Consider the following 24854-nt stretch of genomic DNA (forward strand, 5'->3'; position numbering starts at 1 on the left):
CACGGGGGCACTAGATCAGAAGGAAGTTGAAGTCGCCGCTTCCGCAGCGGCACGGGCTCGACGCGGTGCGGCTGCGGACGCCGGCGGAATCGTCGTGGGCCACGATGCGTGACCACCTGGTCGAGCGCCTCCCCCGGGTCGATCCGGCGCGGATCGACGCCATGCTGCTCGAGGAGCGCATCGTCGGGCGCAACGGGCCGATCACGCTGGACGCACCGTTCGTGCCGGAAGAGTTCCTGTGGTTCCACCGGGACCTCCCGGACGAGGCACCGGTGCCGTTCGAGATCGGCATCGTGCACCGCGACGACGAGCTGGTCGTCGTCGACAAGCCGCACTTCCTCGCCACGATCCCGCGCGGGAGTCACATCCTCGAGACGGCACTCGTACGCCTGCGCCGGGACCTGGATCTGCCCGCGCTCTCTCCCGCCCACCGGCTGGACCGGCCCACCGCGGGCCTGCTCATGTTCGTGGTGCGGCGAGAGCGGCGCGGCGCGTACCAGACGCTGTTCCGCGACCGGCGGGTCCGCAAGACCTACGAGGCGGTCGCCCCCCACGACCCGGCCCTCACCCTGCCACACACGGTGGAGAGTCGGATCGTCAAGGAACGCCGGGTGATCCGCGCGTACGAGGAGCCGGGCCCGACCAACGCGGTCACACACGTCGAGCTGCTGGCCCACCGGAACGGGCTCGCGCGCTACCGGCTCGTGCCCGAGACGGGCCGCACCCACCAGCTGCGCGTGCACATGAACGGGCTGGGCATTCCCATCCTCGGCGACGACTTCTTCCCCGAGCTCACGGAGAAGCCGCTCGACGACTTCAGCCGTCCCCTGCAGCTGCTGGCGTCCACGCTGGAGTTCCGCGATCCCTTCAGCGGCACGATGCGGCGGTTCACCACGCGCCGCGACCTGCAAGCATGGACCTCCTACGAGGAGTGGGCATCGCAGCAGTGGACGTCATCGCGAACGGAAGGACGGACGTGACCGCCACCCAGGCCAGCACCGCGACCGGCGCAGTCCGGTTCCCCCAGGGGTTCCTGTGGGGCTCCGCCACCGCCGCCTACCAGATCGAGGGGGCAGTCGCTGCGGGCGGGCGCACGCCGTCGATCTGGGACACGTTCTCCCACACGCCGGGACGCGTCGCCGGTGGGGAGACCGGGGACGTGGCCGTCGACCACTACCACCGGTACCGCGACGACGTGGCCCTGATGGCCCGGCTCGGGCTCACCTCGTACCGGTTCTCCGTGTCGTGGCCCCGGATCACCCCCCAGGTCACCCCCGACGAGCTCGGCCCCGTCAACGCCGAGGGGATCGGCTTCTACTCCGACCTGGTGGACGAGCTGCTCGCACACGGGATCAGCCCGTCGATCACGCTCTACCACTGGGACCTCCCGCAGGCGCTCGAGGATGCGGGCGGCTGGACGGCGCGGCACACCCCGGAGCGGTTCGGCGAGTATGCGGAGGTGGTGGCCGCGGCCCTCGGCGATCGGGTGCCGCTCTTCATCACGCTGAACGAGCCGTGGTGCAGCGCGTACCTCGGCTACGCCAGCGGAGTGCATGCCCCGGGCCGCACCGACGACGCCGCCGCGCTGACCGCCGTCCACCACCTCAACCTGGCCCACGGGCTGGCGACGGCGGCGATCCGCCGCGCAGCGCCCGACGCCCGCGTCGCGATCACACTGAACCTCGCGTGGGTGCGACCGGAGAACCCCGCCTCGGACCTCGACGTCGACGCCGCACGCCGCGTCGACGGCCTGCAGAACCGGGTGTTCCTCGACCCCGTGCTGCACGGGCGCTACCCCGCGGACGTCCAGGCCGATACCGCGGGTGTGACCGACTGGTCGTTCGTACGCGACGGCGACGTCGACGTCATCTCGGCGCCGATCGACGTGCTCGGCGTCAACTACTACTCCCCCACGCCGGTGCGGCACTGGACGCGCGAGCGCCCCAAGGAGAACGCCGACGGCCACGGCGACGGTGCCGCCAGCCCGTGGATCGCGTGCGACGACGTCGAGTTCCCGATTCAGCACGGTCCCAAGACCGACATGGGGTGGAGCATCGACCCGCGCGGACTCACCGAACTGCTGGTTCGGGTTGCCCGCGAGGCTCCCGGCCTCGAGCTGCTCGTCACCGAGAACGGCGCCGCGTTCCCGGACGTGGTCGGGCCCGACGGGCGGGTCGTCGACATCGACCGCGTCGAGTACCTGCGCGGTCACCTGGCGGCCGTGCACGCGGCGATCGAGGCCGGAGCACCCGTCAACGGGTACTACGTCTGGTCGCTCCTGGACAACTTCGAGTGGGCATGGGGCTACGCCAAGCGGTTCGGGATCGTCCACGTCGACTACGCGACGCAGGTCCGCACGCCGAAGGACAGCGCCCACTTCTACGCCGAGGTGATCCGGCGTAACGCACTTCCCGGGTAGCACGCAAGGGGCCTTCTGGCCCGAAAGTGGGCCGAAATCCCGCGAGCGCGAAACATCGGGCGGCTCGCGAACGACTCTTCACTGGACTCCCCGGGACGCGACGGCCACCGGGGTAGTCTGTCGCCGGTTGCCCGGCCGGCACCACCCACGAGAAACGGAGGTCGGGGTGCGGCTCGGAGACGAGAACGATCTCCCCGACGGGGGCGGCACCGAGAACGGTGGTTCGCTGCCCCAGGACACCGAGCATCCCCTCGACGTCGCCGCCCTGCGCGCCGACAACGAGTTCATCGAGCAGCTCGCCGCGGGTCTCGTCGCCCCGCGCGACGTGCCTGCCTCCGCTCGGGGTACCGAGGACGAGCTCGTCGCGATGCTCGCCGCATGGGTGGCCGAGGTTCGGCCCGAGGCGCTTGCCGGTGGCTCGTCGTCCGGACCCACGCCCTCTGCAGGCCTTATCGCCGATACAGCCGTCGACGTTTCCGATCCCGACGACACCACCGGTGCCCCCGCCGGTGTCACCCCCCTGCGGTCCGGCCGGCGCCGGACATTCAGCCCCTACGCCCGACGGCTCGCGATCGCGGCCGCCCTCGTCGCCCTCGCGACATCAGGGGTCGCGGCCGGTGCCTCCGACGCCGAACCAGGCAGCGCCCTCTGGCCCGTCTCGAAGGTGTTCTACGCCGAGCGGGCGCGCTCGGTCGAAGCCGCGATCACGGTCAACGACCACCTCGAGCAGGCGCGTGCGGCGTTGCGCGCCGGCCGCCCGGACGAGGCCGCCCGCCAGATCGACGCCGCCGCCGCGAGCCTGCCCGGCGTCCGGCCCGCCGAGGGCCACGACGACCTCGCCCGCGTGCAGCGGCAGCTCGCCGACTCGATCGGCACGGGGCGTCCCGCCGATCCGGAAGAGCCGGACATCGGGCCGGCCCACCGATCGCCCCGGCGACGAGAGCATCCTCGCTTCGCCGCCGTTCCCCGGAGAGGACGAGGGCGGTGCGCCTGGGGCTCCGGGCGAGCAGGGCCCGTCGGCCGAGCCCGGTTCGGAACCCGGCGCCACGCCCAGCGGGCCGGATACCGCGCCCCAGACGGCCGAGCCCCAGAGTCCGTCCGCGAGTGATCAGAATCCTGCCCCGGCCACCGGGAGCGACCCGGGTACCGAGCCGAGCGGCGAGGCCCAGCCGCCTGGCCAGCCGCAGACCCCGGAACCCCAGAGCCCCGAGCCTCAGAGCCCGACCGAGCCTCAGAACGAGCCGGAGCCGGAGGAGCCCTCCGGCGGCTCGGGCAGCGGCTCCAGCGGCTCCAGCGGATCCGAGGGCGAGCCGAGTACCCAGTCCGACGACGACTCCGGCACCGGGGCGGACGAGCCCGACACCACAGACGACTCCGACACTCCCGGCGAGTCCGACAGCTCGGGCGGCTCCGGCACCTCCGACGAGTCCGGCACCTCCGACGAGCCCGGCTCCGACGAGCCCGAGGAGGCCGGCGACACCGCGGAGGAGCCCGAATCCGGCGCGGCAGGTGCCGACACGCCCGACGACGTATCGGCGGCACCAGCCGAAGGCGACGAGGGGCAGGCGAATGCCGCGCCCGCCCCGGTCCCCGCCGAGGACGAGGCACCCGACGAGGCCACCCCGGCCGAGCCCGGCCCGGCCGCGGGCGGGGAGGACGGCGGCGCTCCGGCCGAGCAGGCCGGCCCCGAAGCGCCGATCATCGACGTGCCCCCCACGGACGACGCCGCGGAGCAGGCGGCCGAGGAGGCCGCGGCGGATGCGGCCGAAGCCGCCGAGGACGCCGTCACCGAGGCCCCCGGCGGCGCCGACGAGCCGGACACCGACGAGCCGAGCACGTCCAGCTCCGGCTCGGGCAGCGACAGCGGTGACAAGGCCGAAAGCAAGAAGGCCGAAAGCGACAAGGCCGAAAGCGACGAGAAGGACAGCGGCAAGGCCGACGACGAGGCCGACCGCGAAGACAAGTCCAGCAAGGACAAGTCGGACGAAGACGACGACTCGGACGAGGACAAGTCCGACAAGAAGGACAGCAACAAAGAAGACGGCGACAAGGACAGCAGCGACAAGGACAGCAGCGACAAGAAGGCCGAGTCCGACGACTCGAGCGACTCCGAGGACTCCGACAGCAAGGACAGCAAGGACTCGTCCGACGAGAAGTCGAGCGAGAAGGACTCGAGCGACGGCGACTCCGGCGACGAGGACTCCGACGACGGCGACTCGGCGGTGTCCCGCGTCACCGATGCCGTCGGGTCCGTGGCGAGGGCTCTGACTTCTGTCGTCACCTCCTTCACCCACCGTTTCTAGCGGGGCGAACGGCACTTCGGGTTGTTGGATGCGACCGAAGGCGCCGCTCGGCCCGTTACTCGGCGCCATCGGCCCTCTGTCGGGATACCGCGACGAGCACGGCGCTCTCCTGTCCCTCGTTGTGCAGCGCTCGGACGCCCATCCCGGTGAGCCAGAGGACGTCTCCTGCCCCGAACGCCCTGCGGCTGCCGGCGTGGCCCTCCACCACCACCGCGCCGCACTCGACGACGACCAGTGCGTCCCGCCACTCGCCCTCCTCGTAGGGCCGGGTGCCGCCGGGACGGATCGTCACGGTGCGGGTCCGGAACGAGGGCCCGAGCGGCCGACCGAGGAACGTGACCGGCTCGGCGTCCACGTCTCCTCCCCGCTACCGGGAGGCCGGGAGGTCGAGCAGGTCGAAGACGGGGAACGTCTCCGTGTGCTCGAACGACAGGATGTCCGTGATCGACCCGTCCTCGACGCGCAGCACGTCCACCGCCAGTGCGCGGAACTCCGAGTCGCCGGGCCGGCGCACGTAGTTCGCGACGGCGGGCTGGTGGTTCATCCACACCGGCACCAGGAGGAGCTCACCGAGCGCAGACGTCCCGGCCAGCGCGGGGGCCCAGAGCTCGACGATCGCATCCCGGCCGTGCGTCACCTCGGGCTGCGGCGGCATCGAGAAGACCGCGTCCTCGCGCATCAGCGATGCGAGCGCGGGCATGTCGGCGCGCTCGCACGCCTCCATGAACCGCTGCAGGACGGAGCGCTCCTCATCGGTCGGTCCCGCGGGCGACCACTCCGAGCGCCGCTGCGGCAGGTGCTCGCGAAGGGTCGCCCTCGCCCGCTGCAGGGCGCTGTTCACCGAGGCGACGCTCGCGTCCAGGACGGCGGCGCTCTCCGCGGCCGACCAGCCGAGCACGTCGCGCAGCATGAGCACCGCCCGTTGCCGGGGCGGCAGGTGCTGCACGGCGACGAGGAACGCGAGCTCGATCGTCTCCCGCGCCACGACCACCGCGTCCGGCTCGGCATCCGAGGGCGCGGCCTGCTCGAGCAACCGGTCCGGGAACGGTTGCAGCCAGGTGACCTCGCCGTCCCCACCAGGACGGCGCGGATGGCGCTCCAGGTGGTCGAGGCACGCGTTCGTGGCGATCCGGTAGAGCCACGCGCGGAACGTCGAGCGGCCGGCGTAGGTCTCGCGGCGGCGCCATGCCCGCAACAGGGTTTCCTGCACCATGTCCTCGGCGTCCGTGAAGGAGCCCAGCATCCGGTAGCAGTGCACCTGCAGTTCCCGCCGATGCGGCTCGGCGAGCGCCGCGAACGCCGCCTGGTCGCCCGACCGGGCCGCGGTCAGGGCGTGGGAGTTCTCGGGATCCGTCGCCACCGTCATGCTGTTGAGACCGCCACGGGGCCGGAAACTCATCGGCGGCCGGGCTCGGTCTCGTCCAGGTGCAGCCGCAGCATCGCCGCCGCCGCCCACGCGGGCGGTCGGCCCCGCAGCGAGACCAGCACCATCGTCGCGAACGCGAGCGGCACCGACCACAGCGCGGGCTGGCCGAGGAGGATCCCTGCGAGTCCCGGCGGCACACCGAGGAACAGGTCGATCCCGATCACACCCGCCGATGCAAGCAGGCCGGTCGTCATCCCGACGATCGCGCCGCGCGCCGTGAGCCGCGGCCACCAGATCCCGAGCACCAGCAACGGGCAGAACGTGGATGCGGCCACCGCGAACGCCGAGGTCACGAGGACACCGACGTCGAGCCGTGCCGCGGGGAGGGCGAGCAGCACGACGACGAGCGCCGCGACGAGCGGGGTGAACCGCAGACGGCGCAGCGTGCTCGGCACGAGGTCGTGGGACAGTGCCCCGGACACCGCGAGGAGCAGGCCGAGCGAGGTGGCCAGGAACGCCGCGAACGCCCCTGCGGTGAGCAACGCGGTGAACAGCGTGCCCGCGAAGCCGTCATCCACCCTGGCGGGCAGCGCGACGACCACGGTGTCGGTGCCCCCTGAGAGGTACAGCTCGGGCAGTAGCGCCGCGCCGAGCAGGCCGTACACCGCGGGGAACAGGTAGAACACGCCCAGCAGGGCCACGGTGATCGCGGCCGTGCGGCGGGCGCCGCGCCCGTCGGGGCTGGTGTGGAACCGGATGAGGATGTGCGGCAGCCCCATCGTGCCGAGCACCGTGGCCACCAGCACCGACCAGGTGGCGAGCACCGGGTGGCCTGCGGGGTCGAGCAGCGGGCGCGCCCAGTCGGGGCCGCCCGGTGGCCCGGCGCCGACGTGCGGCACCGCGGCGCCCGCGTCGAACTCCCACGTCTGCCCCGCCTCCACGGGGTACTCGCCCGGCGCGAGCACCTCCGGCGCTCCCCCGCCCACCCGCACGGGAGTGGGTTCGGTGAGGGTGAGGGTGGTGTCGAGCCGGAACTGCACCGGGGTGGCCGACTCGAAGCGGCTGAACTCGACCGGGGTCAGCGCGTCGCGTCGCGTGTCCGGGCTGACCTGCAGCACCAGCCAGATCGCCGGCACGATGAACAGCGCGAGCTTCAGCACGAACTGGAACGCCTGCACGTACGTGGCCGCCCGCATGCCGCCCAGCGCGAGCGTGATGCTGACGGCGGCGCCTGCGATCACCACGCCCACCCAGTACGGGCTGCCGCTCACGACGCCCAGCACCTGCCCGGCCGCGGTGAACTGCGGCACCAGGTAGAGGCAGCCGATCACCAGCACGACCACCGCCGACAGCTTGCGCAGGCCCGGCGATCCGAGCCGGGCCTCGGCGAAGTCGGGCACGGTCAGGGCGCCGGTACGGCGCATCGGGGCGGCGACGAGCGCGAGCATCGCGACGTAGCCCGCGGCGAAGCCGACGGCGTACCAGAGTGAGCCGACGCCGTCCTTGACGACGAGGCCGGCGATCCCGAGGAACGACGCCGCGGAGAGGTACTCGCCGGACACGGCGGCCGCGTTGACGGTCGGGGAGATCCGGCGCGACGCCACCAGGAAGTCCGACGTGGTGCGCATGGCCGCGACCCCGCGCGCGCCGATCAGCAACGTGATCAGCAGTACCGGGACGATCGCGAGGATCACCGCAGCACTCGCCGCCGAGCCGGCCACGAGCGCTCCACACGCTCGGCCTTGCGCAGCTGCCACCCGGCGAGCAACGCCATCAGCGGGAACGGCAGCACCGCGACAGCCAGCCATGAGACGGGGATCCCGGCCAGCCGCACCACGTCGAGCGCTGGGACGCCGGCGAGTACGAGGGGCAGGCCCAGCAGGAGCGCACCCAGCAGCGCGAGCGCCGTGAGGGCGTAGCGCAGCTGCCGGTCGTGGATCCGCCGGGCGCGCTCGGCGTCGGCCGGGGCGAGGTGCGGCGGCGCCACGGGCGCGCCGCTGCGCCGGCCGGCCAGCGCCACCCGGGTCTGTGGGCTCGTCACCGCGACGCGGCGCTGCTGTTTCATCCGCACAGTTGTTTCATCGGGCCCGCTGGGCGGGCGGTTCAAACGCGCCCCGCGTGGCTGCTTCGAGGAGGTGCTCACGCAGCTCGCGGGCGTGCCGGCGGCTCACCGGCACGTCGCCGACGTCGGTGTGGGCCAGCAGGCCGCCGGACAGGTCGCTGCGCAGCTCGCGGACGGCGGGCACGGCGAGCAGGTAGCTGCGGTGCACGCGGCTGAAGCCCGCGTGCTGCCAGTGCTCCTCGAGCCGCGAGATGGGGATGCGCACGAGGTGCGCGCCGGAGGGGGTGTGCAGGCGCACGTAGTCGCCGTGCGCCTCCACGAAGCGCACGTCGTCGCGCCGCACGAATCGGGTGCGCCCGGCGAGCTCCACCGGCACGGCGGGGAGCGCGTCGACCGGGGCGGGGGCCGGCGCGGTCTCCGCGGCGCCGAACCGCCGCACCCGGGCGAGCGCGGCGGCCAGCCGCTCGGCGCTCACGGGCTTGAGCAGGTAGTCCACCGCACCGATCCCGTACGCCGATGCCGCATGCTCCTCGTACGCGGTGACGAAGACGACCACCGGCGGGTCGGTCATCCTGGCGAGCAGCGATCCGAGCTCGAGCCCGTTCATCGCGGGCATCGAGATGTCCAGGAACACAGCGTCGAGCGGGCCCGCCTGGATCAGGCGCAGCGCGGTGATCGGGTCGCCTGCCTCGGCCACGTCCCCGACGTCCGGCGACTCCCGCAGCATCCGGCTGAGCTCCGCGAGCGCCGGCGCGACGTCGTCGACGGCGAGCACCCGCATGCGGCGGGTCATCACACCACCACCCCAGGTTGGAACCGGGGCAGGCGCAGCAGCACCCGGGTGCCCGCGCCCACCCCCGTCTCGATCACGAGACCGTAGCCGGGCCCGAACACCGTGCGCAGCCTCCGATCGACGTTCACCAGACCCATGCTGCCCGGCGAACCCTGCCCGGCGAGTACCGCGGCCGCGTACTCGGGGTCCATGCCCGGGCCGTCGTCCTCGACCGCGATCACGCATTCCGTGCCGTCCGCTTCGCCGCTCACCTGCACGAGGCCGCTGCCACCCGGCAGCTCGACACCGTGGCGCACGGCGTTCTCCACAAGCGGCTGGAGCGCGAGGTAGGGCAGCGCGACGGGCAGGATCTCCGGGGCGATCCGCACCTGCACCGTCAGCCGCTCCCCCAGCACCGCCCTGGCCAGCGCCAGGTAGGCCTCGATCGCCCTGAACTCGCCCGCCACCGTGGTGTAGTCGCCGTGGCGGGCAAGGCTGTGGCGCGTGTACTCGGCGAAGTCGAGCATGAGGTCGCGCGACCGCTCCGGGTCGGACTTCACGAACGACGCGATGGCGGTGAGGCTGTTGTAGACGAAGTGCGGCGAGATCTCCGCGCGCAGCGCTCGCAGCTCGGCCTGCTCGGCCACGGCCGCGCTCTCCTCCAGCCGGGCCCGTTCCAGGGCCTCCCCCAGCCAGAGCGCGGCCTCCCGCGCGGCGGCGACCGCGACCGGCCCCGCGACGACGAGCACACCCGCCAGCTCGTCGCGGGCGTGTACCGGGAGCGCGACGATCCCGCGGGCACCCGCGCGGGCGTCGCTGCTCAGCACCGCGTCGGCGAGGGCGTCGGCGTCGTCGGGCGGTCGCCCGGCCCACACCGGTACGCCGTGCAGGCCACCGATCCCCACCGCGTCTGCGTCGAGCATCCGGCGCAGACCGCGCGCCGCCCCGCCCGCGTCGGGTCCGCCGAGCCCGCCGCTCACCGCGGCAGCGACCCGGCGGGCATCCGCCAGGGTGGCCATCGACTCCGCGCCGCCCCGGCCACGACGCCACCGGCGGCGCGAATCATCGGGCGCGGCATCTGCCTCCACTGCAACCATTGCCGCCTCCGTCGCCGAACAGGACGACGTTAGGACACAGCACCCGCCGCGGCCAACCGCCGTTCGACACGGGGACGGAATCGATATCGAAAGATCGGGAGGACGTGCGGCGCGCTCGTCATCTCTGGAGCATCCCGGCATCGACCGGCAGGGAGACACCGGTGACGTAGCGGCCCTCGTCGGAGGCGAGCCAGACGATGGCGTTGGAGATGTCCACGGCCTCGACCATCTCGACGGGCAGGAGGTTCTGCATGTTGCTCTGGCCGTCGTCGGTCGCCGTGAACTGCGCGGTGAAGTCGTTGACCACCATGGGCGTGTTGACGCCCGTCGGGTGGACCGTGTTGACGCGGATGGAGTGCGCGGCGAGCTCCACGGCGAGCGTGCGCATCAACCCGACCACCCCGTGCTTGGCCGACACGTAGTGGCCGATGCCCGCCATGCCCTTCACCCCGGCCGTCGAGCTGGTGAGCACGATGCACCCGCCGTTACCGGCCTCGATCATCGCGGGCGCGGCGGCCCGCACCGTCTTCCACACCCCGGTGAGGTTCACCGCCAGCATCTCGTCCCACTGCTCGTCGGTGAGCGACCACGCGTTCTCCGCGAACGTCACGATGCCGGCGTTGGCACACACAACGTCGAGGCGCCCGAACTCGCGCACGCCGTCGTCGACCAGCGCCCGCACGGCGGCCGCGTCCCGCACGTCGGCCTCGCGGGCGAGGATCCGCCGGTCGAGGTTCTCGACCAGCTTGACCGTCTCCGCGAGATCGTCGGGCGTGGCCAACGCGTAGGGCACGGTGTCGAGCTGCCGGCACACGTCGAACGCGATGACATCGGCGCCCTCCTCCGCCAGCCGCACCGCGTGCGAGCGGCCCTGCCCCCGAGCCGCACCGGAAACCAACGCGACCTTGCCCTCGAGGCGTCCTGCCATTTTTTTCCTCCTCATCGGATCCGCGGCTGTGCCGACGATCGCCACACAAACTCCGCTCAGCGAGCCAGCGCGCCCCCGTCGACGGCCAGGCAGTGGCCGGTGACGTGCCGTGCCGCGTCGCTGAGCAGCCACAGCAGCGCCCCGGTGACCTCGTCGGACGTGATTACCTCGTTCAGCAGCTGGTCGTGCAACCAGCGCTTGTGCACGTCCGCGGGGGTGAGGCCGAGCTCGTCGGCGAGGCCCGCGAGCATGGGTGAGTCGACGGCGCCGGGCAGGATCGCGTTGACCGTGACGTTCGCGCCCGCGAGCTCGATCGCCATGGCCCGGGTGAGGCCGACGACACCGTGCTTGGCGGCCACGTAGTGCGCGAACTCCGGCACCGCACGCACGCCCCCGGTGGAGGCGATGTTCACGATCCGCCCGCGCGGGGAGCGGCGCAGGAGCCCGACGGCGGCGACCGTGGTGCGCCACACGCCCGACAGGTTGGTGTCGACGACGGCCGACCACTGCGCCTCGGACAGCTCCCAGAACGGCGCGCTCGTCACCACGGCCGCGTTGTTGACCAGCACGTCGAGCCGGCCGAACGCCTCCTCGACCGTCTCCCCGGCAGAGGCCACCTCTCCCGGGTCCCGCACATCCGCGACCAGCGGTAGCGCGCGGCGGCCGAGGCCCTCGACCGCGGCCACCACGTCGTCGAGCTCGGTGCGGGTGGCGAGCGGGTAGCTGGGGACGTCGAGGTCACGGCAGACGTCGAGTGCCGCGATGTCTGCCCCGCACTCGGCGAGGGCGATGCAGTGGGAGCGGCCCTGGCCGCGCGCGGCCCCGGTGACGAGGGCGACCTGACCGGTGAGATCGGGGACGGCCGCGCTGCGTGGATCGAGCACGTCACCCCCGGCCTGAACCGGCGGAACCGTCCAGAACCGCGAAGAAGTGGGGGCGGGCGCCGCCGTTGACCGCCCGCCATGTGAGGAGTACCACTCGTTCAGGTGACGACTCAAATCGTCTCGGATCAGCTCAGTCAGATCGGAGGACGGACGTGGCGGTTGGACGTCGGCTCACGGTGAGCGAGGCGGGCCGGGTGCTCGGGTTGAGCCGCACCACGCTCCTCGCTGCCGAGGAGGCCGGACTGCTCACCGCGCTGCGGACGCCCGGCGGCCACCGGCGCTACGACCCCGCCGAGCTGCGCCGCTACGCCGAGCACGCGGGCGCGGCCGGATGGGAGGAGGCCTCGGCCGCCCCGACCGACGCCGGCGGCGCGGTACCGGAAGCGCCCACGATCACGGCCGCGGCACGGGCCGCCCTGCGGCCGCTCGCCCAGGCGATCGACGCCGAGAGCACCGGGCTCTACCTCCTGGTCTCGGGCGAGCCCCACTTCACCGCGGCGTTCGGCGTGCCACGCTGGCTGGCCGACCGACTCACCGCGGCATCGCCGCCCGCACCGATCCTCGCGGCCCTCGACGCCCGGCGCCCGTGCCCGTTCGACCCGGCGGCCACCGGCTTCCCGGAGCCGCGCTCCGCCGGGAACGGTGTCGCGGTCGCCGTGCACCGGGACGGCGAGGCGCTCGGCGTGCTGTTCGCCGTGAGCCGGCGGGACATGCTCGCGGCGGAGATCCGGTTCGTGGAGGCGTTCGGCGACGTGCTCGCCATGCTGGTCGCGGACGAGCGCCGGATCGTCGAGCTGGAGCGGCGCATGGAGGCGATCGGCGCGCTCACCCGCCCGGAGCCCACGGCCGATGACCCCGAGCGCAGAGCCGCTCGTTGATCACCGGCTCAGCGGCACACGAGCGGGGTCGAGAGCGGGTCCTCGGCGCGCAGCTCGCCGGCCACCGCGGCGATGTTGAGCTCCTGCAGGTTGGGCAGCGAGGCGACAAGCGGGAAGTCCGGGTACTGCCGGTCGAGCTCTGCGACGATCGACCGCAGCTCGTCGGGCGCGACGTCGGCGCCCGCCGCCGACTCGGCCAGCGTCGCCGGCCGGACCATGCCACGGAAGGTGCGCAGGTAGGCGTCCTGCTCCGCGATCTGGGAGGCCGACTCGTCGGGTGAGCCGTGTCCTGGGTAGGCGGTCAGGGCGTCTGGGAAGCGCTGCGCGAGCCGCTCCAGGTTGGTCAGCCAGCCGCAGCTCCGTCCCTCCAGCAGTGCCGGGGTGACGTGCTCGCCGGTGAGGTCGCCGGAGAACAGGATGCGGCTCGCGGGCTCGTAGTAGGCGGTCGCGGTCTCCGACTCGCCGGGCCCGAACTGGGCGGTGTGCAGCTGCACTCCCCCGATGTCCAGTACCTGGTCGGCGGGGAACGTGCGGTCCGGGTAGGTCAGCTGGGCAGGGAAGTCGGGATCCGCCTGCCGGGCCAGCGGGTAGAAGCCGAGCGGATCGGCGCGCATCCAGGCCGCCGTCGCCTCGGAGGCGTACATCGGGACGTCCGGGAACTCCTCCCGCAGCGCGCCCGCCCCGCCCACGTGGTCGGGATGCGGGTGCGTGATCAGGATCGCCACCACCGGCTTCCCGGTCTGCCTGATCGCCGCCGCGGCCCGGTGTCCGCCGCTGACGTTCCGCCCCGTGTCGATCACCAGCAAGCCGTCTGGAACCGACATCCAGTACGTGTTCACCGATCCGGGGTTGTCGGAGGCGAACCGGCCGACCGCTTCGTCCGCGGCGGGCGGCGAGGGCGGTGCCGCCGGGGTGGTGCTGCCGGCGCACGCGGTTGCGACGACGGCGCTGGCGAGCACGCTCAGCAGCAGGTGAGCGCTACGTCTGGTCATGCAGTGAGGGTTGCGGGCAACGGCCAGTTGATCAACCGACGATCGCTCATCCCAGCGAGTAGCCTTGCTCATCGATGTGGGAGTCGGTCGAGCTGCGCGAGATCCGGGTGTTCCTCACCCTTGCCGAAGAACTCCATTTCGGCCGCACCGCGCAGCGACTGGGGCTCACCCAGTCCCGGGTCAGCCAGACCCTTCGGCAGCTCGAACGCAAGATGGGCGGCCAGCTGCTCTACCGGACGAGCCGCCGGGTCGAGCTGACGCCGTTCGGCGAGGGTTTCCTCGAGCGGGCCGGCGCGGCGTACGGACAGCTCGCCGATGCGCTCCGGCACAGCCACCGGACGAGCGGGAGACCGTCCGGCACGCTCCGTTTGGGCACCTTCGAACCATGCTCCGCCGGGCCGCACCTGACCTCGATCATCAGTGCCTTCGAGGCCGAGCATCCCGACTGCGACGTCGAGGTCAGCGAGATCACGCACGGCACGGACCCGCTCGAGACGTTGCGCAGTGGAGCCGTGCAGCTGATGGCCATCCGCCTCCCGCTCGATGCCCCCGACCTGGCCATCGGACCCGTGCTGACCCGCGAGCGCCGGGTCCTCGCGGTGGCGCGAACCCATCCGCTCGCCGGACACGCCTCGGTCACCCTCGACGACGTCGCCGAGCACCGGGTCACCGACTGCTTCGGCGTCCCTCCGACGATCATGCGTGCATTCGTCCCGACCAGCACGGCGAGCGGCCGCGCTCTGCGGCGGATCGAACGCAGCCCGGTGAAGCCGTTCGAGGTCGCTTCGCTGGTGGCCCGCGGCAAGATCGTGCACCCGACGGTGCCGTCGTTCGCCGACTTCTTCGGTCAGCCCGAGATCACCTACCGGCCCATCGCAGACCTGCCGCCGCTGGAATCGGGGCTGGTCCACCGCCGAAGCGACCAGGACCCCCGGGTGGCTGCGTTCGTCCGGGCGGCCGAGGCCGTGCTGACGAGGGCGGGCTGACGAGGGCGGGCTGACGAGGGCGGGCTGACGAGGGCGGGCTGACGGGGGTGGGCCACCCCGGCACCGGTTGCTGACCTCGAGTTCGACCCGGCGGCCACCGGCTTCCCGGAGCCGCGCTCCACCGGCAGCGGTGTCGCGGTCGCCGTGCACCGGGACGGCGAGGCGCTGGGTGTGCTGTTCGCCGTGAGCCGGCGGGACCCGCTCAGCTGGCTGCGAACTGGTCCAGCACTAGTGGCAGCGCCGCGCCCATGGAATCGAGGTGCTCGATGTCGCCGAGCGCGACCACCTCGGCCGCCGCGCCGCGTTCCGCGAGCGCACGACGACAGAACTCGGCGTTGGCCACGGGGACGTCGAGGTCACTGGCGGCGTGGTAGATCCGCACGGGCACACTCGGCACCCAGTCGCAGGTCGCGTCTGCGGCGTTGAGCGCGTCGCGCAGCGCGCCCGTCGGGTGCTGGAGCTGGTCGAGGAACGCAGGGGTGAACAGCTCCGCCGGCGTCGCGGGGAGCTTCGGCTCGATCTCCTCGAACGGGTGAGTTCCGTCGAAGAGCGCTTCGATCGTGCGGTCGTACGGCGGACGGAACGCCTCGGCGGGGTCGCCGTAGAGGTGGTGGAGCCGGTTCCACGCGACGGTCAGGTACCCGAGGTACCCGGTGGCATGGGCGATTCCCCCCGGCGCTGCGACAGCGACCGACCCGGTGAAGTCGTAAGGACCGGCGATCGGCGCGAGAGCCCCGACCTGGAACGCCGGTTCCGCGCCGTCGTCCATTGCCCTGCCCAGCGCCATCGCAGCCGGCCCGCCCTGCGAGAAGCCGCTGATCAGCACCCTTGGGTCGAGCTCTCGGTCGACGAGCCCTGGCACCGTACGCGCGGCACGCAACGCGTCGACCGACGCCGTGACGGCCGAGTCGTGGTGGTTGTAGGGGTGGGCGCCCGGCCCGACCCCGAGGCCCAGGTAGTCCGGTGCCGAGACGACGTGGCCGGCCGCGGCGAAGAAGTAGGCGGCGGCGCGGTCGGAGCTGTCGACGGACACGGACGCGGCCGCGGCCTTGTGCGCGGTGGTTCCGTGCTGCCACGACACCAGCCGCAACCTCCCGCCGGGTGTCGCTTCCGGAACCGCGACGAGCGAGCTCGCCGTGGTCGGGGCGCCGTCGGGATCGACGGTGCGGTACTCGACACGGAACGCCCGCACGCCGCCCGTCACGCGCCCGGTGTCGATCCCGAACTCGCGCAGGCGCGCGGCGACGGCCGGTGCGTCGAGCTGTTCGAGTGGGGTGACCGAGACGACGTCGCCTCGCGACGGCGCCGACGTCGCTGGCGGCGCCGACGTTGTGGCCGCTCCGGCACCGCAACCTGCGAGAACGAGCACGACACACCCAGCGACGAGACAGCGCATGAATGAGATCGGTTCCATGTATTGACGGTCTCTCTGACAGGGCGCCGACCACATCACGGCAACCCCCACAACGCCGCGTAGGGAATACCCCCATGCGAGGCGCACGGTCCGGTGAAGGACGCTGATGACCACCGTGCGGTCACACACCAACTGTGGTGCTCGCACATGAACTCCAGTTGCGGTGCGAGCGCCGGTGTTGGTGTGTGAGCCGTCAGCGGCGCCAGGCTGCGCCGGCCGGCGAGGCGGCGAAGGCGCGGCGCAGGCGTCCGGCCACCGGGTCGAAGTCGTCGATCTCCGGCCAGATCCAGCGGACCACGCGCAGGTCGAGGTCTCGGATCTCGTCCTCGCGCAGCTTCTCGGCCACGACGACGTCGGCGGGATCCTGGCCCGGCTTCAGCAGCCGCCCGTACTTGAACAGCCCGTCGAACTCGCCGACGGTGTGCAGCTCGGGCCAGCCGAAGTCGACCTCGAAGACCCGCCCGTTGCCCTCCACCTTCCACTGCAGCACGGGCGCAGGCAGGCCGGCCCGCTGGATCGCCAGCCGGCTGCGGGACTCGCCGACGCTGTCGCTGTCGCCGTCGGCCAGGGCGACGACCCGGCGGGCTTGCAGTGCGCCGGGCCATCCGGTGCAGCGTCGGGCCGCACGCGCGAGCTCGTCGGGGTCGGCGAGATGCTTGTGCAGGGCGCTGTCGGCGACCGCGACCGCGGCTTCGAGCCCGGCGGTCCGAGCGATATCGATCACCGTGCGGGCGGGTGAGGTGACGAGCAGTCCGCCGACCTCGGCGACCTCGTCAGGCGCGAGCGGCGCGGCGTACACGTGCACGCCCTCGCCGACCCGTCCGCCGGTGCGCCGGTCACGGGTGCGATGGATGCGGTCGAGCGGCAGCCCCCATGTCGACAGGCCGTGCAGCACCGCAGCGGAGACGTGGGAGAGCACCCCGTCCGCAGACTGGCGCTCGTCGCGTACCGCCGCGAGCAGTGCGTGGCGGACCTCGAACCGCGGCGGCGCTCCGGGAGCCGGCAGGTAGGAACCCCGGCCGAGCCGGACGAGTTCCCCGGACCGCAGCTGCCGACGCAACTCGTGATCGGTCCACCCTGCGGCGAGCAGCTGGCGCCGCACGACAAGACGCGGAATGTCCACCCGAGGAGCATCGCGTCTCGACGGTTGCCGCGGACCGAAACGAACGAATTCCGCGCTCGCACACCAACATGCGCGCTCGCACAGCAACTGCAGTTCGTGTAGCAGCCCAGATGTTGGTGTGTGACCGGCCGGCGCTCGCACAACAACTGCAGTCGCGCCGGCGTTGCGGCGAAGCCACCCCACGCCACGAGATGGCGTGAAAGTGGCTTCGCCGCAGTCGGGAGAGCGTTACGAGCCGCTGCTGAACGCCGCGTCGAACGCCGCCGATGGCGGGTCGAACGCCGTGCGCTTCACGAAGGCCAGCGCGTCCGGTGCACCGACGAGACGGTCCATGCCGGCGTCCTCCCACTCGACCGAGATGGGGCCGTCGTAGCCGATCGTGTTGAGCATCCGGAAGCACGCCTCCCACGGCACGTCGCCGTGGCCGGTGGAGACGAAGTCCCAGCCGCGCCGAGGGTCGGCCCACGCGAGGTGGCTGCCCATCCGGCCGTTGCGGCCGTTGCCGACCTGGCGCTGCGCGTCCTTGCAGTCGACGTGGTAGATCCGGTCCTTGAAGTCCCACAGGAACCCGACCGGGTCGAGGTCCTGCCACACGAAGTGGCTCGGGTCCCAGTTGAGGCCGAACGCCTCCCGGTGCCCGACGGCCTCGAGCGCCGCGACCGTGGTCCAGTAGTCGTAGGCGATCTCGGACGGGTGCACCTCGTGGGCGAACCGGACGCCGACCTCGTCGAACACGTCGAGGATCGGGTTCCAGCGGTCGGCGAAGTCGCGGTAGCCGTCGTCCACCATGGACTGCGGCACCGGCGGGAACATCGCGACGGTCTTCCAGATCTTCGACCCGGTGAACCCGACGACCGTCTTGACACCGAGCTTCGCCGCGGCGCGGGCGGTGTACTTCATCTCCTCCGCGGCCCGCTGCCGCACGCCCTCCGGGTCGCCGTCGCCCCAGACGCGCGGGTGCACGATGCCGCGGTGCCGCTCGTCGATCGGGTCGTCGCAGACGGCCTGGCCGTTCAGGTGGTTGGAGATCGCGAAGACCTGCAGGCCGTACTTGTCCAGGATCTCCCGGCGGCCCGCGATGTAGGAGTCGTCCTCCACGGCGGCCCGGACGTCGAAATGGTCGCCCCAGCAGGCGATCTCCAGCCCGTCGTAGCCCCACTCCCCCGCCAGGCGGGCGACCTCCTCGAACGGGAGATCGGCCCACTGGCCCGTGAACAGCGTGATCGGTCGCGCCATCAGTCCTCTCCTGCGATCGGTACCCAGCCGCTGCCGGACTCGGCCGAGCGGGCCACTGCGTCCAGCACCTGCTGGACCTGCAGCCCGTCGGCGAACGACGGGGTGGGGTCGGTGCCAGCCGCGAGGTCGCGAACCAGGTCCACGATCTCGTGGGTGAACGAGTGCTCGTAGCCGAGCCCGTGGCCGGGTGGCCACCACGCGCCCGCGTACGGGTGGGTGGGCTCGGTGACGTAGATCCGGCGGAACCCGGCGGTGTCGGCGTCCTCGCTGCCGTCGTAGAACGACAGCTCGTTCATCGATTCGAAGTCGAACGCGACCGAGCCCTTGCTGCCGTTGATCTCCAGCCGCAGCGCGTTCTTGCGACCGGTGGCGAACCGGGTGGCCTCGAACGTCGCGACCGCCCCGCCGCCGAAGCGGCCGAGGAAGAGCGCGGTGTCGTCGACGGTGACCTCACCGCGTTCCGTGGAGCCGGACGCCGACAGCCCGCTGGACGCCTCCGGCAGCGGGCGCTCCTTGACGAACGTCTCGGTGAGCGCGGAGACGCCGCTGATGCGGTCGCCGGTGACGAACTGGGCCATGTCGACGATGTGGGCGCCGATGTCGCCCAGCGCGCCCGAGCCGGCCTTGTCCTTCTGCAGCCGCCAGACCAGCGGGAACTCCGGGTCGACGATCCAGTCCTGCAGGTACACCGCGCGGACGTGGCGGATCTCGCCGATCCGGCCCTGCTCCACCAACCGCCGGGCAAGTGCAACCGCGGGCACCCGCCGGTAGTTGAACGCCACCATGCTGCGCACGCCGTTCGCCTTCGCCGCCGCGGCGGCCGCGACCATCGCCTTGGCCTCGTCGACGGTGTTGGCGAGCGGCTTCTCGCACAGCACGTGCTTGCCGGCCTCCAGCGCGGCGATCGCGATCTCGGCGTGCGTGTCGCCGGGCGTGCAGACGTCAATCAGCTGCACGTCGTCGCGGCCCAGCAGCGCCTTCCAGTCGGTCTCGGTGTGCCGCCAGCCCATCCGCTGCGCGGCGGTCGCGGTGGCCTCGGGATTGCGCCCGCACAGCACCGCCATGTCCGGCTGCAGCGGGAGGTCGAAGAACCGCCCCGCCGTGCGCCATGCCTGGGAGTGGGCCGCGCCCATGAAGGCGTAGCCGATCATGCCGACGCCCAGCGTCGAGGATGCTGTCATGATGCCGCCTCCGCGGAGGGGAGTACGTCGGCGGTCACGATTCGAAGCCAAGGGGCAGGTAGTCGGCCACGTTCTCCCTCGTGATGGTCGCGGATGCCAGTGTGATCGACGCGGGCACGTCGCGTTCGGCAAGATCGCTCATGCCCCGACCCTGCGCCACGAGCCGCGCGAGCGCAACGGCCGACGAGGCCATCGACGGCAGGTAGGTCACCGTGGCCTTGAGCACACTGGTGTCGGCCTGGATCTCGCGCATCGCGTTGGCCGATCCGGCCCCGCCGACCATGAAGAACTCGTTGCGGCCGGCCTGGTTGATCGCGGCGAGCACGCCGATGCCCTGGTCGTCGTCGTGGTTCCAGACGGCGTCCAGCCGGGGCGCCGCCTGCAGGAGGTTGGCGGTGACGCGCTGCCCGCCCTGCGCGGTGAAGTCGGCGGCCTGGCGCGGGCCCACGGCGAAGCCGTACGTGGCCAGCGCGTCCGCGAAACCGCTGCTGCGCTGCTGGGTGAGCGGCAGGTTGTCGATGCCCGCGATCTCGCCGATGATCGGGTTGGCCACGCCCGCGTCGCGCAGCCGGCGGCCCATGTAGTGGCCCGCGCTCACGCCCATGCCGTAGTTGTCGCCGCCGATCCATGTGCGGTAGGCGAGCGGCGAGTCGAAGATCCGGTCCAGGTTGATCACCGGAATGCCGGCGTTCATCGCCTGCTGTCCCACGCGCGTGAGCTGGCTGCCGTCGTTGGGCAGGATCACGAGCGCGTCGACGCCTCGGTTGATCAGGGTCTCGACGGCCGCGATCTGCTGCGCGATGTCGTTGGTCGGGTTGACCGCCTCGAACGTGACGTCCGGGTACTGCTCCGCCTGCGCCTGCGCGTTGTTCGCGATCGCGGCGATCCAGCCGTGGTCGGCGGCGGGCGCGGAGAACCCGATGGTGACCGGTGTGCCGGGCTCGGAGCCCCCGGCGGCGGGTGCGGGCGCGACGGCTGGGCCGCCGCCCCCGCCGGCAGGCGCGTTGCTCGTGCACGCGGTGAGCGCCGCGCCTGCGCCGACGCCGAGCGCGCCGGTGAGGAACCTGCGACGGTGCAGGCCCCGGGTGGGGTCGGACATGTTCATCCCTCCAGTGGGTTCAACCAGCCGAAAGATCAGGTGGAGGCCGACGAGCGCTGGGCGCGAGCCTGGATCAGCACAGCGACGACGATGATCGCGCCCTTCGCGATGTTCTGGACCTCGGTGGCCAGGTTGTTGAGCACGAACAGGTTCGTGATCGTCGTGAACACGAGCACGCCGAGGATCGAGCCGATCAGCGTGCCCCGGCCGCCCGAGAGCAGGGTGCCGCCGATGATCACCGCGGCGATCGCGTCCAGCTCGTAGAGCGTGCCGTGGGTGCTCGATCCGGTCGTGGTGAGCGAGGCGATCATGATCGCGGCGATGCCGCAGCACAGGCCGGACACCATGTACAGCAGGATCGTGTGCCGCTTCACGTCGAGCCCGGCCAGGCGTGCGGCCTCCGGGTTGCCGCCGATGGCGAACGTGCGCCTGCCGAACGTGGTGCGGTTGAGCACCACCCACCCGACCGCCACCACGGCCGCGAAGAAGTAGACCAGCAGTGGGATCCCGAGCAGCCGCGTGTTGGCGATGCCGGCGATCACCGGGTCGGTGACGATCTGGCTGCGCCGCCCCGAGATCCGCTCGGCAAGGCCCTGCGCGGAGATCAGCATGGCGAGGGTGACGATGAACGGCACGATCCGGCCGTAGGCGATGAGCAGGCCGTTGACGAGCCCGGCGCCCACGCCCACCGCGATCGCGCAGAACACCATGACGGCGGGTCCGTAGGACTGCGTCGCGACGGTCGTGGCCCACACCGAGGCCAGCGCCATCACCTTGCCGACCGACAGGTCGATGCCCCCACCGATGATCACGAACGTGACGCCGACGGTGAGCACGCCGATGATCGACGCCTGAGTCAGGACGGTCAGCAGGTTCGCCGTGGTCAGGAACGTGTCGGTGGTGACGACGCCGACGATGGCCAGCAGCACCATCACGGCGACGAGGCCGAAGTTGCGGCCCGCCCCGCTGTCGAGCAGGCGGCTCCACGACGAAGCCGCCGGCTCTGCCGCACGTGCGGCGTCCTCGACCCGCGCGTGCTCGTCGGCGGCGGGGATGGTGGTCCGCTCACTCACGGCGACTCCTCGCTGACGCTCGTCGGCGCCATGAGTGGCACTGCCGTGTCTGATGGTGATCCCGCAAGCTCGATCACGCCCTGCTCCCTTCCATCACCAGGTCGAGCACGCGCCCCTCGTCCAGCTCGTCCGCGGGGGCCTCGTGGACCACCCGGCCCTCCCGCACGACGAGCACGCGGTGCGCGAGCCCGAGCACCTCTGGCACCTCGCTGGACACCAGCACGATCGCCGCCCCCTCCGCGGCGAGCCGGTGGATCAGCGCGTAGATCTCGCTGCGGGCACCGACGTCCACGCCGCGCGTGGGCTCGTCGAGCAGCAGCACCGTGCAGCCCTGCAGCAGCCAGCGGGCCAGCACGACCTTCTGCTGGTTGCCGCCCGACAGCGTGCGGACCGGCCGGGTGGCGTCCGCGGGCCGGACGTCGAGCTGGGTGGTGACGCCCGCCGCCGCGTCCAGGTCGGCCTGCGGGCCGAGGAAGCCGCCACGGGCGTAGCGCCCCATTCCCGGGAGCGAGACGTTGCGGAACACCGGCTCGGCGAGCAGGAGTCCCTGGCTCTTGCGCTCCTCGGGGGCGAGGCCCATCCCGGCGCGAACCGCGACGGGCACGGAGCCCGGCCGCAGCGTCCGGCCACGCACCCGGACCGTGCCAGCGGTGGCCTTGCGCGCCCCGTAGACGGTCTCCATGATCTCCGAGCGCCCCGACCCGACGAGCCCGGCCAGCCCGACGACCTCGCCCGCCCGCACCGTGAACGAGACGTCCGCGAACTCACCGGCGCGCGAGAGTCCCTCGACCTCCAGCACGACCTCGTCGGAGGGCCGGTTCCGCTCCGGGAAGACGTACTCGATGGTGCGGCCGGTCATCAGGCGGATGACGTCGGCGGTCGGGGTGTCGCGCGCGGCCAGGTTGCGGGCGACGGTGCGGCCGTCCTTGAGCACGGTGACGCGGTCGCCGATCTCGCGGATCTCCTCGAGCCGGTGGGAGATGTAGACGACCGCGACGCCGTCGGCGGTGAGCTCGCGGATCACCCGGAACAGGTTCTGGACCTCCTCCGGGTCCAGGACGGCCGACGGCTCGTCCATCACGATCAGCCGGGCGTCGCGGGCCAGCGCCCTGGCCATGCTCACCACCTGCTGGCCGGCGGCCGAGAGCCGGCCCAGCTCGCGCCGTGGCGGGATCTCGGGGTGCCCGAGCCGGGCCAGCAGCTTCCGCGCGATGTCCTCGGCGGCGCGCGGCCGGCTGAACCCCAGCCGGGACGGCTCGTGCCCGAGCACGATGTTCTCCGCCACCGACAGGCCCGGCACCAGGTCCAGCTCCTGGTAGATGGTGGCAATGCCGGCGGCATCGGCGGCCTGCGGCGCCGCGAACACCACCTGGCGGCCCTCCCAGACGATCTCGCCGGCGTCCGGGCTGTGCGCCCCGGCCAGCACCTTGATCAGAGTGGACTTGCCGGCACCGTTCTGGCCCAGCAGGCAGTGCACCTCGCCGGCGGCGACGTCCAGATCGACGCCGTCGAGCGCGCGCACCCCCGGGAACTGCTTGACGATGCCCCGCATCGCCAGCAGTGGCTCTCCAGTCAATTCCTCACCTCGTTGTGCGCCCCCGCCGCGCAACCTAGGAGGATTGACCAGTGCCGTGCAACGACGGAATAATGCCACTTTCCGTCAGTTTTCCGTCGATATCGGACCGTGATGCTGCCACCGTCTCCGCTGCCACCGCTTCGGTTGTCCGCCGCACGAACCGGACGAATCGATGCCGCGGTCACGCTGAGCACCGTGGCCCGGCTCGTCGCATCCGGGGCCGCCGTGAGCAAGGCCGATCTGGTCGCCGCGGCCGGGTTGGCACGCACCACCGTCAGCACGGCGGTGGACGAGCTGCTCGACCGCGGCCTGCTGCAGGTCGACGGCACCCGCCCGACGGTCGGCCGGGGCCGGCCTGCCGACCGGCTCGCGCTCTCACCGCGCGGCGGCCACGTGCTGCTCGCCGACGTCGGCGCGAGCAGCGCGCACCTCGCCGTGGTCGACCTCAGCCAGCGGATGCTCGCGCGCACCGAGGTGCCCGTCGACATGACCGACGGCCCCGACGCGGTACTCCGAACGGTCGAGACGCAGCTCACCCACTTGCGCGAGACCGTGCCGGCGGAGGTTCCGGTGCGCGCCGTCGTGATCGGGCTGCCGGGGCCGGTGGACGGCACGCACGGCGTCCCGATCCGGCCGCCGATCATGCCCGGATGGCACGCCTACCCGGTGGCCGCGCGGCTCTCCCAGACCTTCGACTGCCCCGCCGTGCTGGAGAACGACGTCAACCTCCGCGCGCTCGGCGAGGCACGCGCGTTGCCCGCCGACCAGGTGCCGCTGCTGTTCGTCAAGGTCGGCACCGGCATCGGCGGCGGCCTGGTGAGCCGGGAGGGGACGCTGCACCACGGCGCCGACGGCGCGGCTGGCGACATCGGGCACGTCCGCGTGCGCGGCGCTCCCGACGAGCCCTGCGTCTGCGGGAACGTGGGCTGCATCGAGGCGGTGGCGTCGGCGGGCGCCATCGCGCGCCGGCTCGGCGCGCCGGGCCCGCCGGTCCCGACCGCGGAGGTGCGGGCTCTGCTCGCGCGCGGCGACGCCACCGCGGTCGCGGCCGTTCGCGAGGCGGCCGCACTGATCGGCGAGCTCGTCGCCACGCTGGTGCACTTCTACAACCCCGCCCGGGTCACAATCGGCGGCGGCCTCTCCGCCGCGAGCGACGAGCTGCTCGCCGGCGTGCGCAGCGTCGCCTACCAGCGCGCCCTGCCGCTCGCCACCCGGAACCTGGTGCTGACCAACAGCGTGCTCGGCGAGTACGCCGGGCTGGCGGGCGCGGCGGTGCTGGGCATCGAGCGCGCGCTGTCGACGGAGTCGATCGGACTGCTCCTCGCCCAGCGCGCGTGACCCGCGCCACTCCTGCGTCGTCACGGGATCGGGTGAATAAGGGGACCCCGATGACACGCGCCGCGGCAGGCCGGATTCACTAGTGCCCTGGCCAGGGCACTCGGTTACTGGTCACGGATCCGGACGG

The 24854-nt window shown here is 72.5% G+C and carries 24 protein-coding genes; 7 read left to right on the forward strand and 17 right to left on the reverse strand.

Annotation, left to right across the window (positions count from 1 at the left end; all coding sequences use genetic code 11):
- The first annotated feature begins 14 nt into the window (after positions 1 to 14).
- The 3 genes from K1T35_RS26335 (at position 15) to K1T35_RS26345 (ending at position 3527) form a co-directional block, all read left to right on the forward strand.
- On the forward strand, positions 15 to 980 hold the full coding sequence (locus K1T35_RS26335; RefSeq protein WP_220262872.1) for a pseudouridine synthase: 966 nt from the start codon (positions 15 to 17) through the stop codon (positions 978 to 980).
- Positions 977 to 2419 carry a GH1 family beta-glucosidase gene (locus K1T35_RS26340; RefSeq protein ID WP_255620757.1) on the forward strand — a complete coding sequence of 481 codons (1443 nt, stop codon included), beginning with the start codon at positions 977 to 979 and terminating at the stop codon, positions 2417 to 2419. The genes K1T35_RS26335 and K1T35_RS26340 overlap by 4 nt, the downstream gene beginning before the upstream one ends.
- A 166-nt stretch (positions 2420 to 2585) precedes the next feature.
- A complete protein-coding gene (locus K1T35_RS26345) occupies positions 2586 to 3527 on the forward strand; it encodes a hypothetical protein (protein ID WP_220254503.1) in 942 nt (313 codons plus the stop codon).
- Positions 3528 to 3650: 123 nt separating this feature from the next.
- On the opposite strand, the gene K1T35_RS26350 is transcribed toward K1T35_RS26345, so the two are convergent.
- Complete coding sequence (locus K1T35_RS26350; protein WP_220254504.1) at positions 3651 to 3938, reverse strand: hypothetical protein; 288 nt, start codon at positions 3936 to 3938, stop codon at positions 3651 to 3653.
- A gap of 187 nt (positions 3939 to 4125) precedes the next feature.
- On the opposite strand from K1T35_RS26350, the gene K1T35_RS26355 reads away from it, so the two are divergent.
- A complete protein-coding gene (locus K1T35_RS26355; protein WP_220254505.1) occupies positions 4126 to 4722 on the forward strand; it encodes a hypothetical protein in 597 nt (198 codons plus the stop codon).
- Positions 4723 to 4777: 55 nt separating this feature from the next.
- On the opposite strand, the gene K1T35_RS26360 is transcribed toward K1T35_RS26355, so the two are convergent.
- The 8 genes from K1T35_RS26360 to K1T35_RS26395 form a co-directional block, all read right to left on the reverse strand.
- Entirely contained in the window at positions 4778 to 5077 is a 300-nt protein-coding gene (locus K1T35_RS26360) for a hypothetical protein (protein WP_220254506.1), read from the reverse strand.
- Positions 5078 to 5089: 12 nt separating this feature from the next.
- Complete coding sequence (locus tag K1T35_RS26365) at positions 5090 to 6088, reverse strand: RNA polymerase subunit sigma-70 (RefSeq protein WP_220254507.1); 999 nt, start codon at positions 6086 to 6088, stop codon at positions 5090 to 5092.
- 29 nt (positions 6089 to 6117) lie between these two features.
- On the reverse strand, positions 6118 to 7809 hold the full coding sequence (locus K1T35_RS26370) for a cation acetate symporter (RefSeq protein WP_255620758.1): 1692 nt from the start codon (positions 7807 to 7809) through the stop codon (positions 6118 to 6120).
- Positions 7779 to 8153, reverse strand: coding sequence for a hypothetical protein (locus K1T35_RS26375; protein ID WP_220254509.1), 375 nt, complete (start codon positions 8151 to 8153; stop codon positions 7779 to 7781). The genes K1T35_RS26370 and K1T35_RS26375 overlap by 31 nt, the downstream gene beginning before the upstream one ends.
- 13 nt (positions 8154 to 8166) lie before the next feature.
- A complete protein-coding gene (locus K1T35_RS26380; RefSeq protein WP_220254510.1) occupies positions 8167 to 8943 on the reverse strand; it encodes a LytTR family DNA-binding domain-containing protein in 777 nt (258 codons plus the stop codon).
- Complete coding sequence (locus K1T35_RS26385; protein WP_255620759.1) at positions 8943 to 9941, reverse strand: sensor histidine kinase; 999 nt, start codon at positions 9939 to 9941, stop codon at positions 8943 to 8945. Before K1T35_RS26385 ends, K1T35_RS26380 begins: the two co-directional genes overlap by 1 nt.
- A gap of 196 nt (positions 9942 to 10137) precedes the next feature.
- A complete protein-coding gene (locus K1T35_RS26390; protein WP_220262873.1) occupies positions 10138 to 10947 on the reverse strand; it encodes a mycofactocin-coupled SDR family oxidoreductase in 810 nt (269 codons plus the stop codon).
- Between the two features lie 56 nt (positions 10948 to 11003).
- Positions 11004 to 11831: an SDR family oxidoreductase gene (locus tag K1T35_RS26395; protein ID WP_220254512.1), complete on the reverse strand. Its 828-nt coding sequence runs from the start codon at positions 11829 to 11831 to the stop codon at positions 11004 to 11006.
- Between the two features lie 152 nt (positions 11832 to 11983).
- Between K1T35_RS26395 and K1T35_RS26400 the strand changes: the two genes are divergently transcribed.
- A complete protein-coding gene (locus tag K1T35_RS26400) occupies positions 11984 to 12709 on the forward strand; it encodes a GAF domain-containing protein (RefSeq protein ID WP_220254513.1) in 726 nt (241 codons plus the stop codon).
- A gap of 8 nt (positions 12710 to 12717) precedes the next feature.
- Here the strand turns inward: K1T35_RS26400 and K1T35_RS26405 are convergent, their stop codons facing one another.
- Entirely contained in the window at positions 12718 to 13701 is a 984-nt protein-coding gene (locus tag K1T35_RS26405) for an MBL fold metallo-hydrolase (RefSeq protein ID WP_220254514.1), read from the reverse strand.
- A 74-nt stretch (positions 13702 to 13775) separates the two neighbouring features.
- Between K1T35_RS26405 and K1T35_RS26410 the strand changes: the two genes are divergently transcribed.
- Positions 13776 to 14687: a LysR family transcriptional regulator gene (locus K1T35_RS26410; RefSeq protein WP_220254515.1), complete on the forward strand. Its 912-nt coding sequence runs from the start codon at positions 13776 to 13778 to the stop codon at positions 14685 to 14687.
- 202 nt (positions 14688 to 14889) lie between these two features.
- Here K1T35_RS26410 and K1T35_RS26415 read toward each other — a convergent pair whose 3' ends face one another.
- The 7 genes from K1T35_RS26415 to K1T35_RS26445 form a co-directional block, all read right to left on the reverse strand.
- Positions 14890 to 16101, reverse strand: coding sequence for a lipase (locus K1T35_RS26415; protein WP_220254516.1), 1212 nt, complete (start codon positions 16099 to 16101; stop codon positions 14890 to 14892).
- Positions 16102 to 16294: 193 nt separating this feature from the next.
- Positions 16295 to 17224: a type IV toxin-antitoxin system AbiEi family antitoxin domain-containing protein gene (locus tag K1T35_RS26420; protein ID WP_220254517.1), complete on the reverse strand. Its 930-nt coding sequence runs from the start codon at positions 17222 to 17224 to the stop codon at positions 16295 to 16297.
- Positions 17225 to 17452: 228 nt separating this feature from the next.
- Positions 17453 to 18460, reverse strand: a complete 1008-nt coding sequence (locus tag K1T35_RS26425; protein WP_220254518.1) for a sugar phosphate isomerase/epimerase — start codon at positions 18458 to 18460, stop codon at positions 17453 to 17455.
- Positions 18460 to 19641 (reverse strand): Gfo/Idh/MocA family protein, encoded by a 1182-nt coding sequence (locus tag K1T35_RS26430; RefSeq protein WP_220254519.1) that lies wholly within the window; start codon positions 19639 to 19641, stop codon positions 18460 to 18462. The genes K1T35_RS26425 and K1T35_RS26430 overlap by 1 nt, the downstream gene beginning before the upstream one ends.
- A gap of 34 nt (positions 19642 to 19675) precedes the next feature.
- On the reverse strand, positions 19676 to 20740 hold the full coding sequence (locus K1T35_RS26435) for a substrate-binding domain-containing protein (protein WP_220254520.1): 1065 nt from the start codon (positions 20738 to 20740) through the stop codon (positions 19676 to 19678).
- A 35-nt stretch (positions 20741 to 20775) separates the two neighbouring features.
- Entirely contained in the window at positions 20776 to 21717 is a 942-nt protein-coding gene (locus K1T35_RS26440; RefSeq protein WP_255622682.1) for an ABC transporter permease, read from the reverse strand.
- A gap of 169 nt (positions 21718 to 21886) precedes the next feature.
- Complete coding sequence (locus K1T35_RS26445; RefSeq protein WP_220262875.1) at positions 21887 to 23365, reverse strand: sugar ABC transporter ATP-binding protein; 1479 nt, start codon at positions 23363 to 23365, stop codon at positions 21887 to 21889.
- A 219-nt stretch (positions 23366 to 23584) separates the two neighbouring features.
- On the opposite strand from K1T35_RS26445, the gene K1T35_RS26450 reads away from it, so the two are divergent.
- On the forward strand, positions 23585 to 24727 hold the full coding sequence (locus K1T35_RS26450) for an ROK family protein (RefSeq protein ID WP_220254521.1): 1143 nt from the start codon (positions 23585 to 23587) through the stop codon (positions 24725 to 24727).
- The last annotated feature ends 127 nt before the right edge of the window (positions 24728 to 24854 follow it).

The organism is Pseudonocardia sp. DSM 110487 (genome assembly GCF_019468565.1).
In the GTDB taxonomy this organism is placed as follows: domain Bacteria; phylum Actinomycetota; class Actinomycetes; order Mycobacteriales; family Pseudonocardiaceae; genus Pseudonocardia.

Excerpts from the sequence above, each read along its gene's own strand:
- K1T35_RS26365 (WP_220254507.1), bottom strand. The coding sequence starts at position 6,088 with ATGACGGTGGCGACGGATCCCGAGAACTCCCACGCCCTGACCGCGGCC.
- K1T35_RS26375 (WP_220254509.1), bottom strand. The coding sequence starts at position 8,153 with ATGAAACAGCAGCGCCGCGTCGCGGTGACGAGCCCACAGACCCGGGTG.
- K1T35_RS26380 (WP_220254510.1), bottom strand. The coding sequence starts at position 8,943 with ATGACCCGCCGCATGCGGGTGCTCGCCGTCGACGACGTCGCGCCGGCG.
- K1T35_RS26385 (WP_255620759.1), bottom strand. The coding sequence starts at position 9,941 with ATGGCCACCCTGGCGGATGCCCGCCGGGTCGCTGCCGCGGTGAGCGGC.
- K1T35_RS26390 (WP_220262873.1), bottom strand. The coding sequence starts at position 10,947 with ATGGCAGGACGCCTCGAGGGCAAGGTCGCGTTGGTTTCCGGTGCGGCT.
- K1T35_RS26405 (WP_220254514.1), bottom strand. The coding sequence starts at position 13,701 with ATGACCAGACGTAGCGCTCACCTGCTGCTGAGCGTGCTCGCCAGCGCC.
- K1T35_RS26410 (WP_220254515.1), top strand. The coding sequence starts at position 13,776 with ATGTGGGAGTCGGTCGAGCTGCGCGAGATCCGGGTGTTCCTCACCCTT.
- K1T35_RS26415 (WP_220254516.1), bottom strand. The coding sequence starts at position 16,101 with ATGGAACCGATCTCATTCATGCGCTGTCTCGTCGCTGGGTGTGTCGTG.
- K1T35_RS26425 (WP_220254518.1), bottom strand. The coding sequence starts at position 18,460 with ATGGCGCGACCGATCACGCTGTTCACGGGCCAGTGGGCCGATCTCCCG.
- K1T35_RS26430 (WP_220254519.1), bottom strand. The coding sequence starts at position 19,641 with ATGACAGCATCCTCGACGCTGGGCGTCGGCATGATCGGCTACGCCTTC.
- K1T35_RS26435 (WP_220254520.1), bottom strand. The coding sequence starts at position 20,740 with ATGTCCGACCCCACCCGGGGCCTGCACCGTCGCAGGTTCCTCACCGGC.
- K1T35_RS26445 (WP_220262875.1), bottom strand. The coding sequence starts at position 23,365 with ATGCGGGGCATCGTCAAGCAGTTCCCGGGGGTGCGCGCGCTCGACGGC.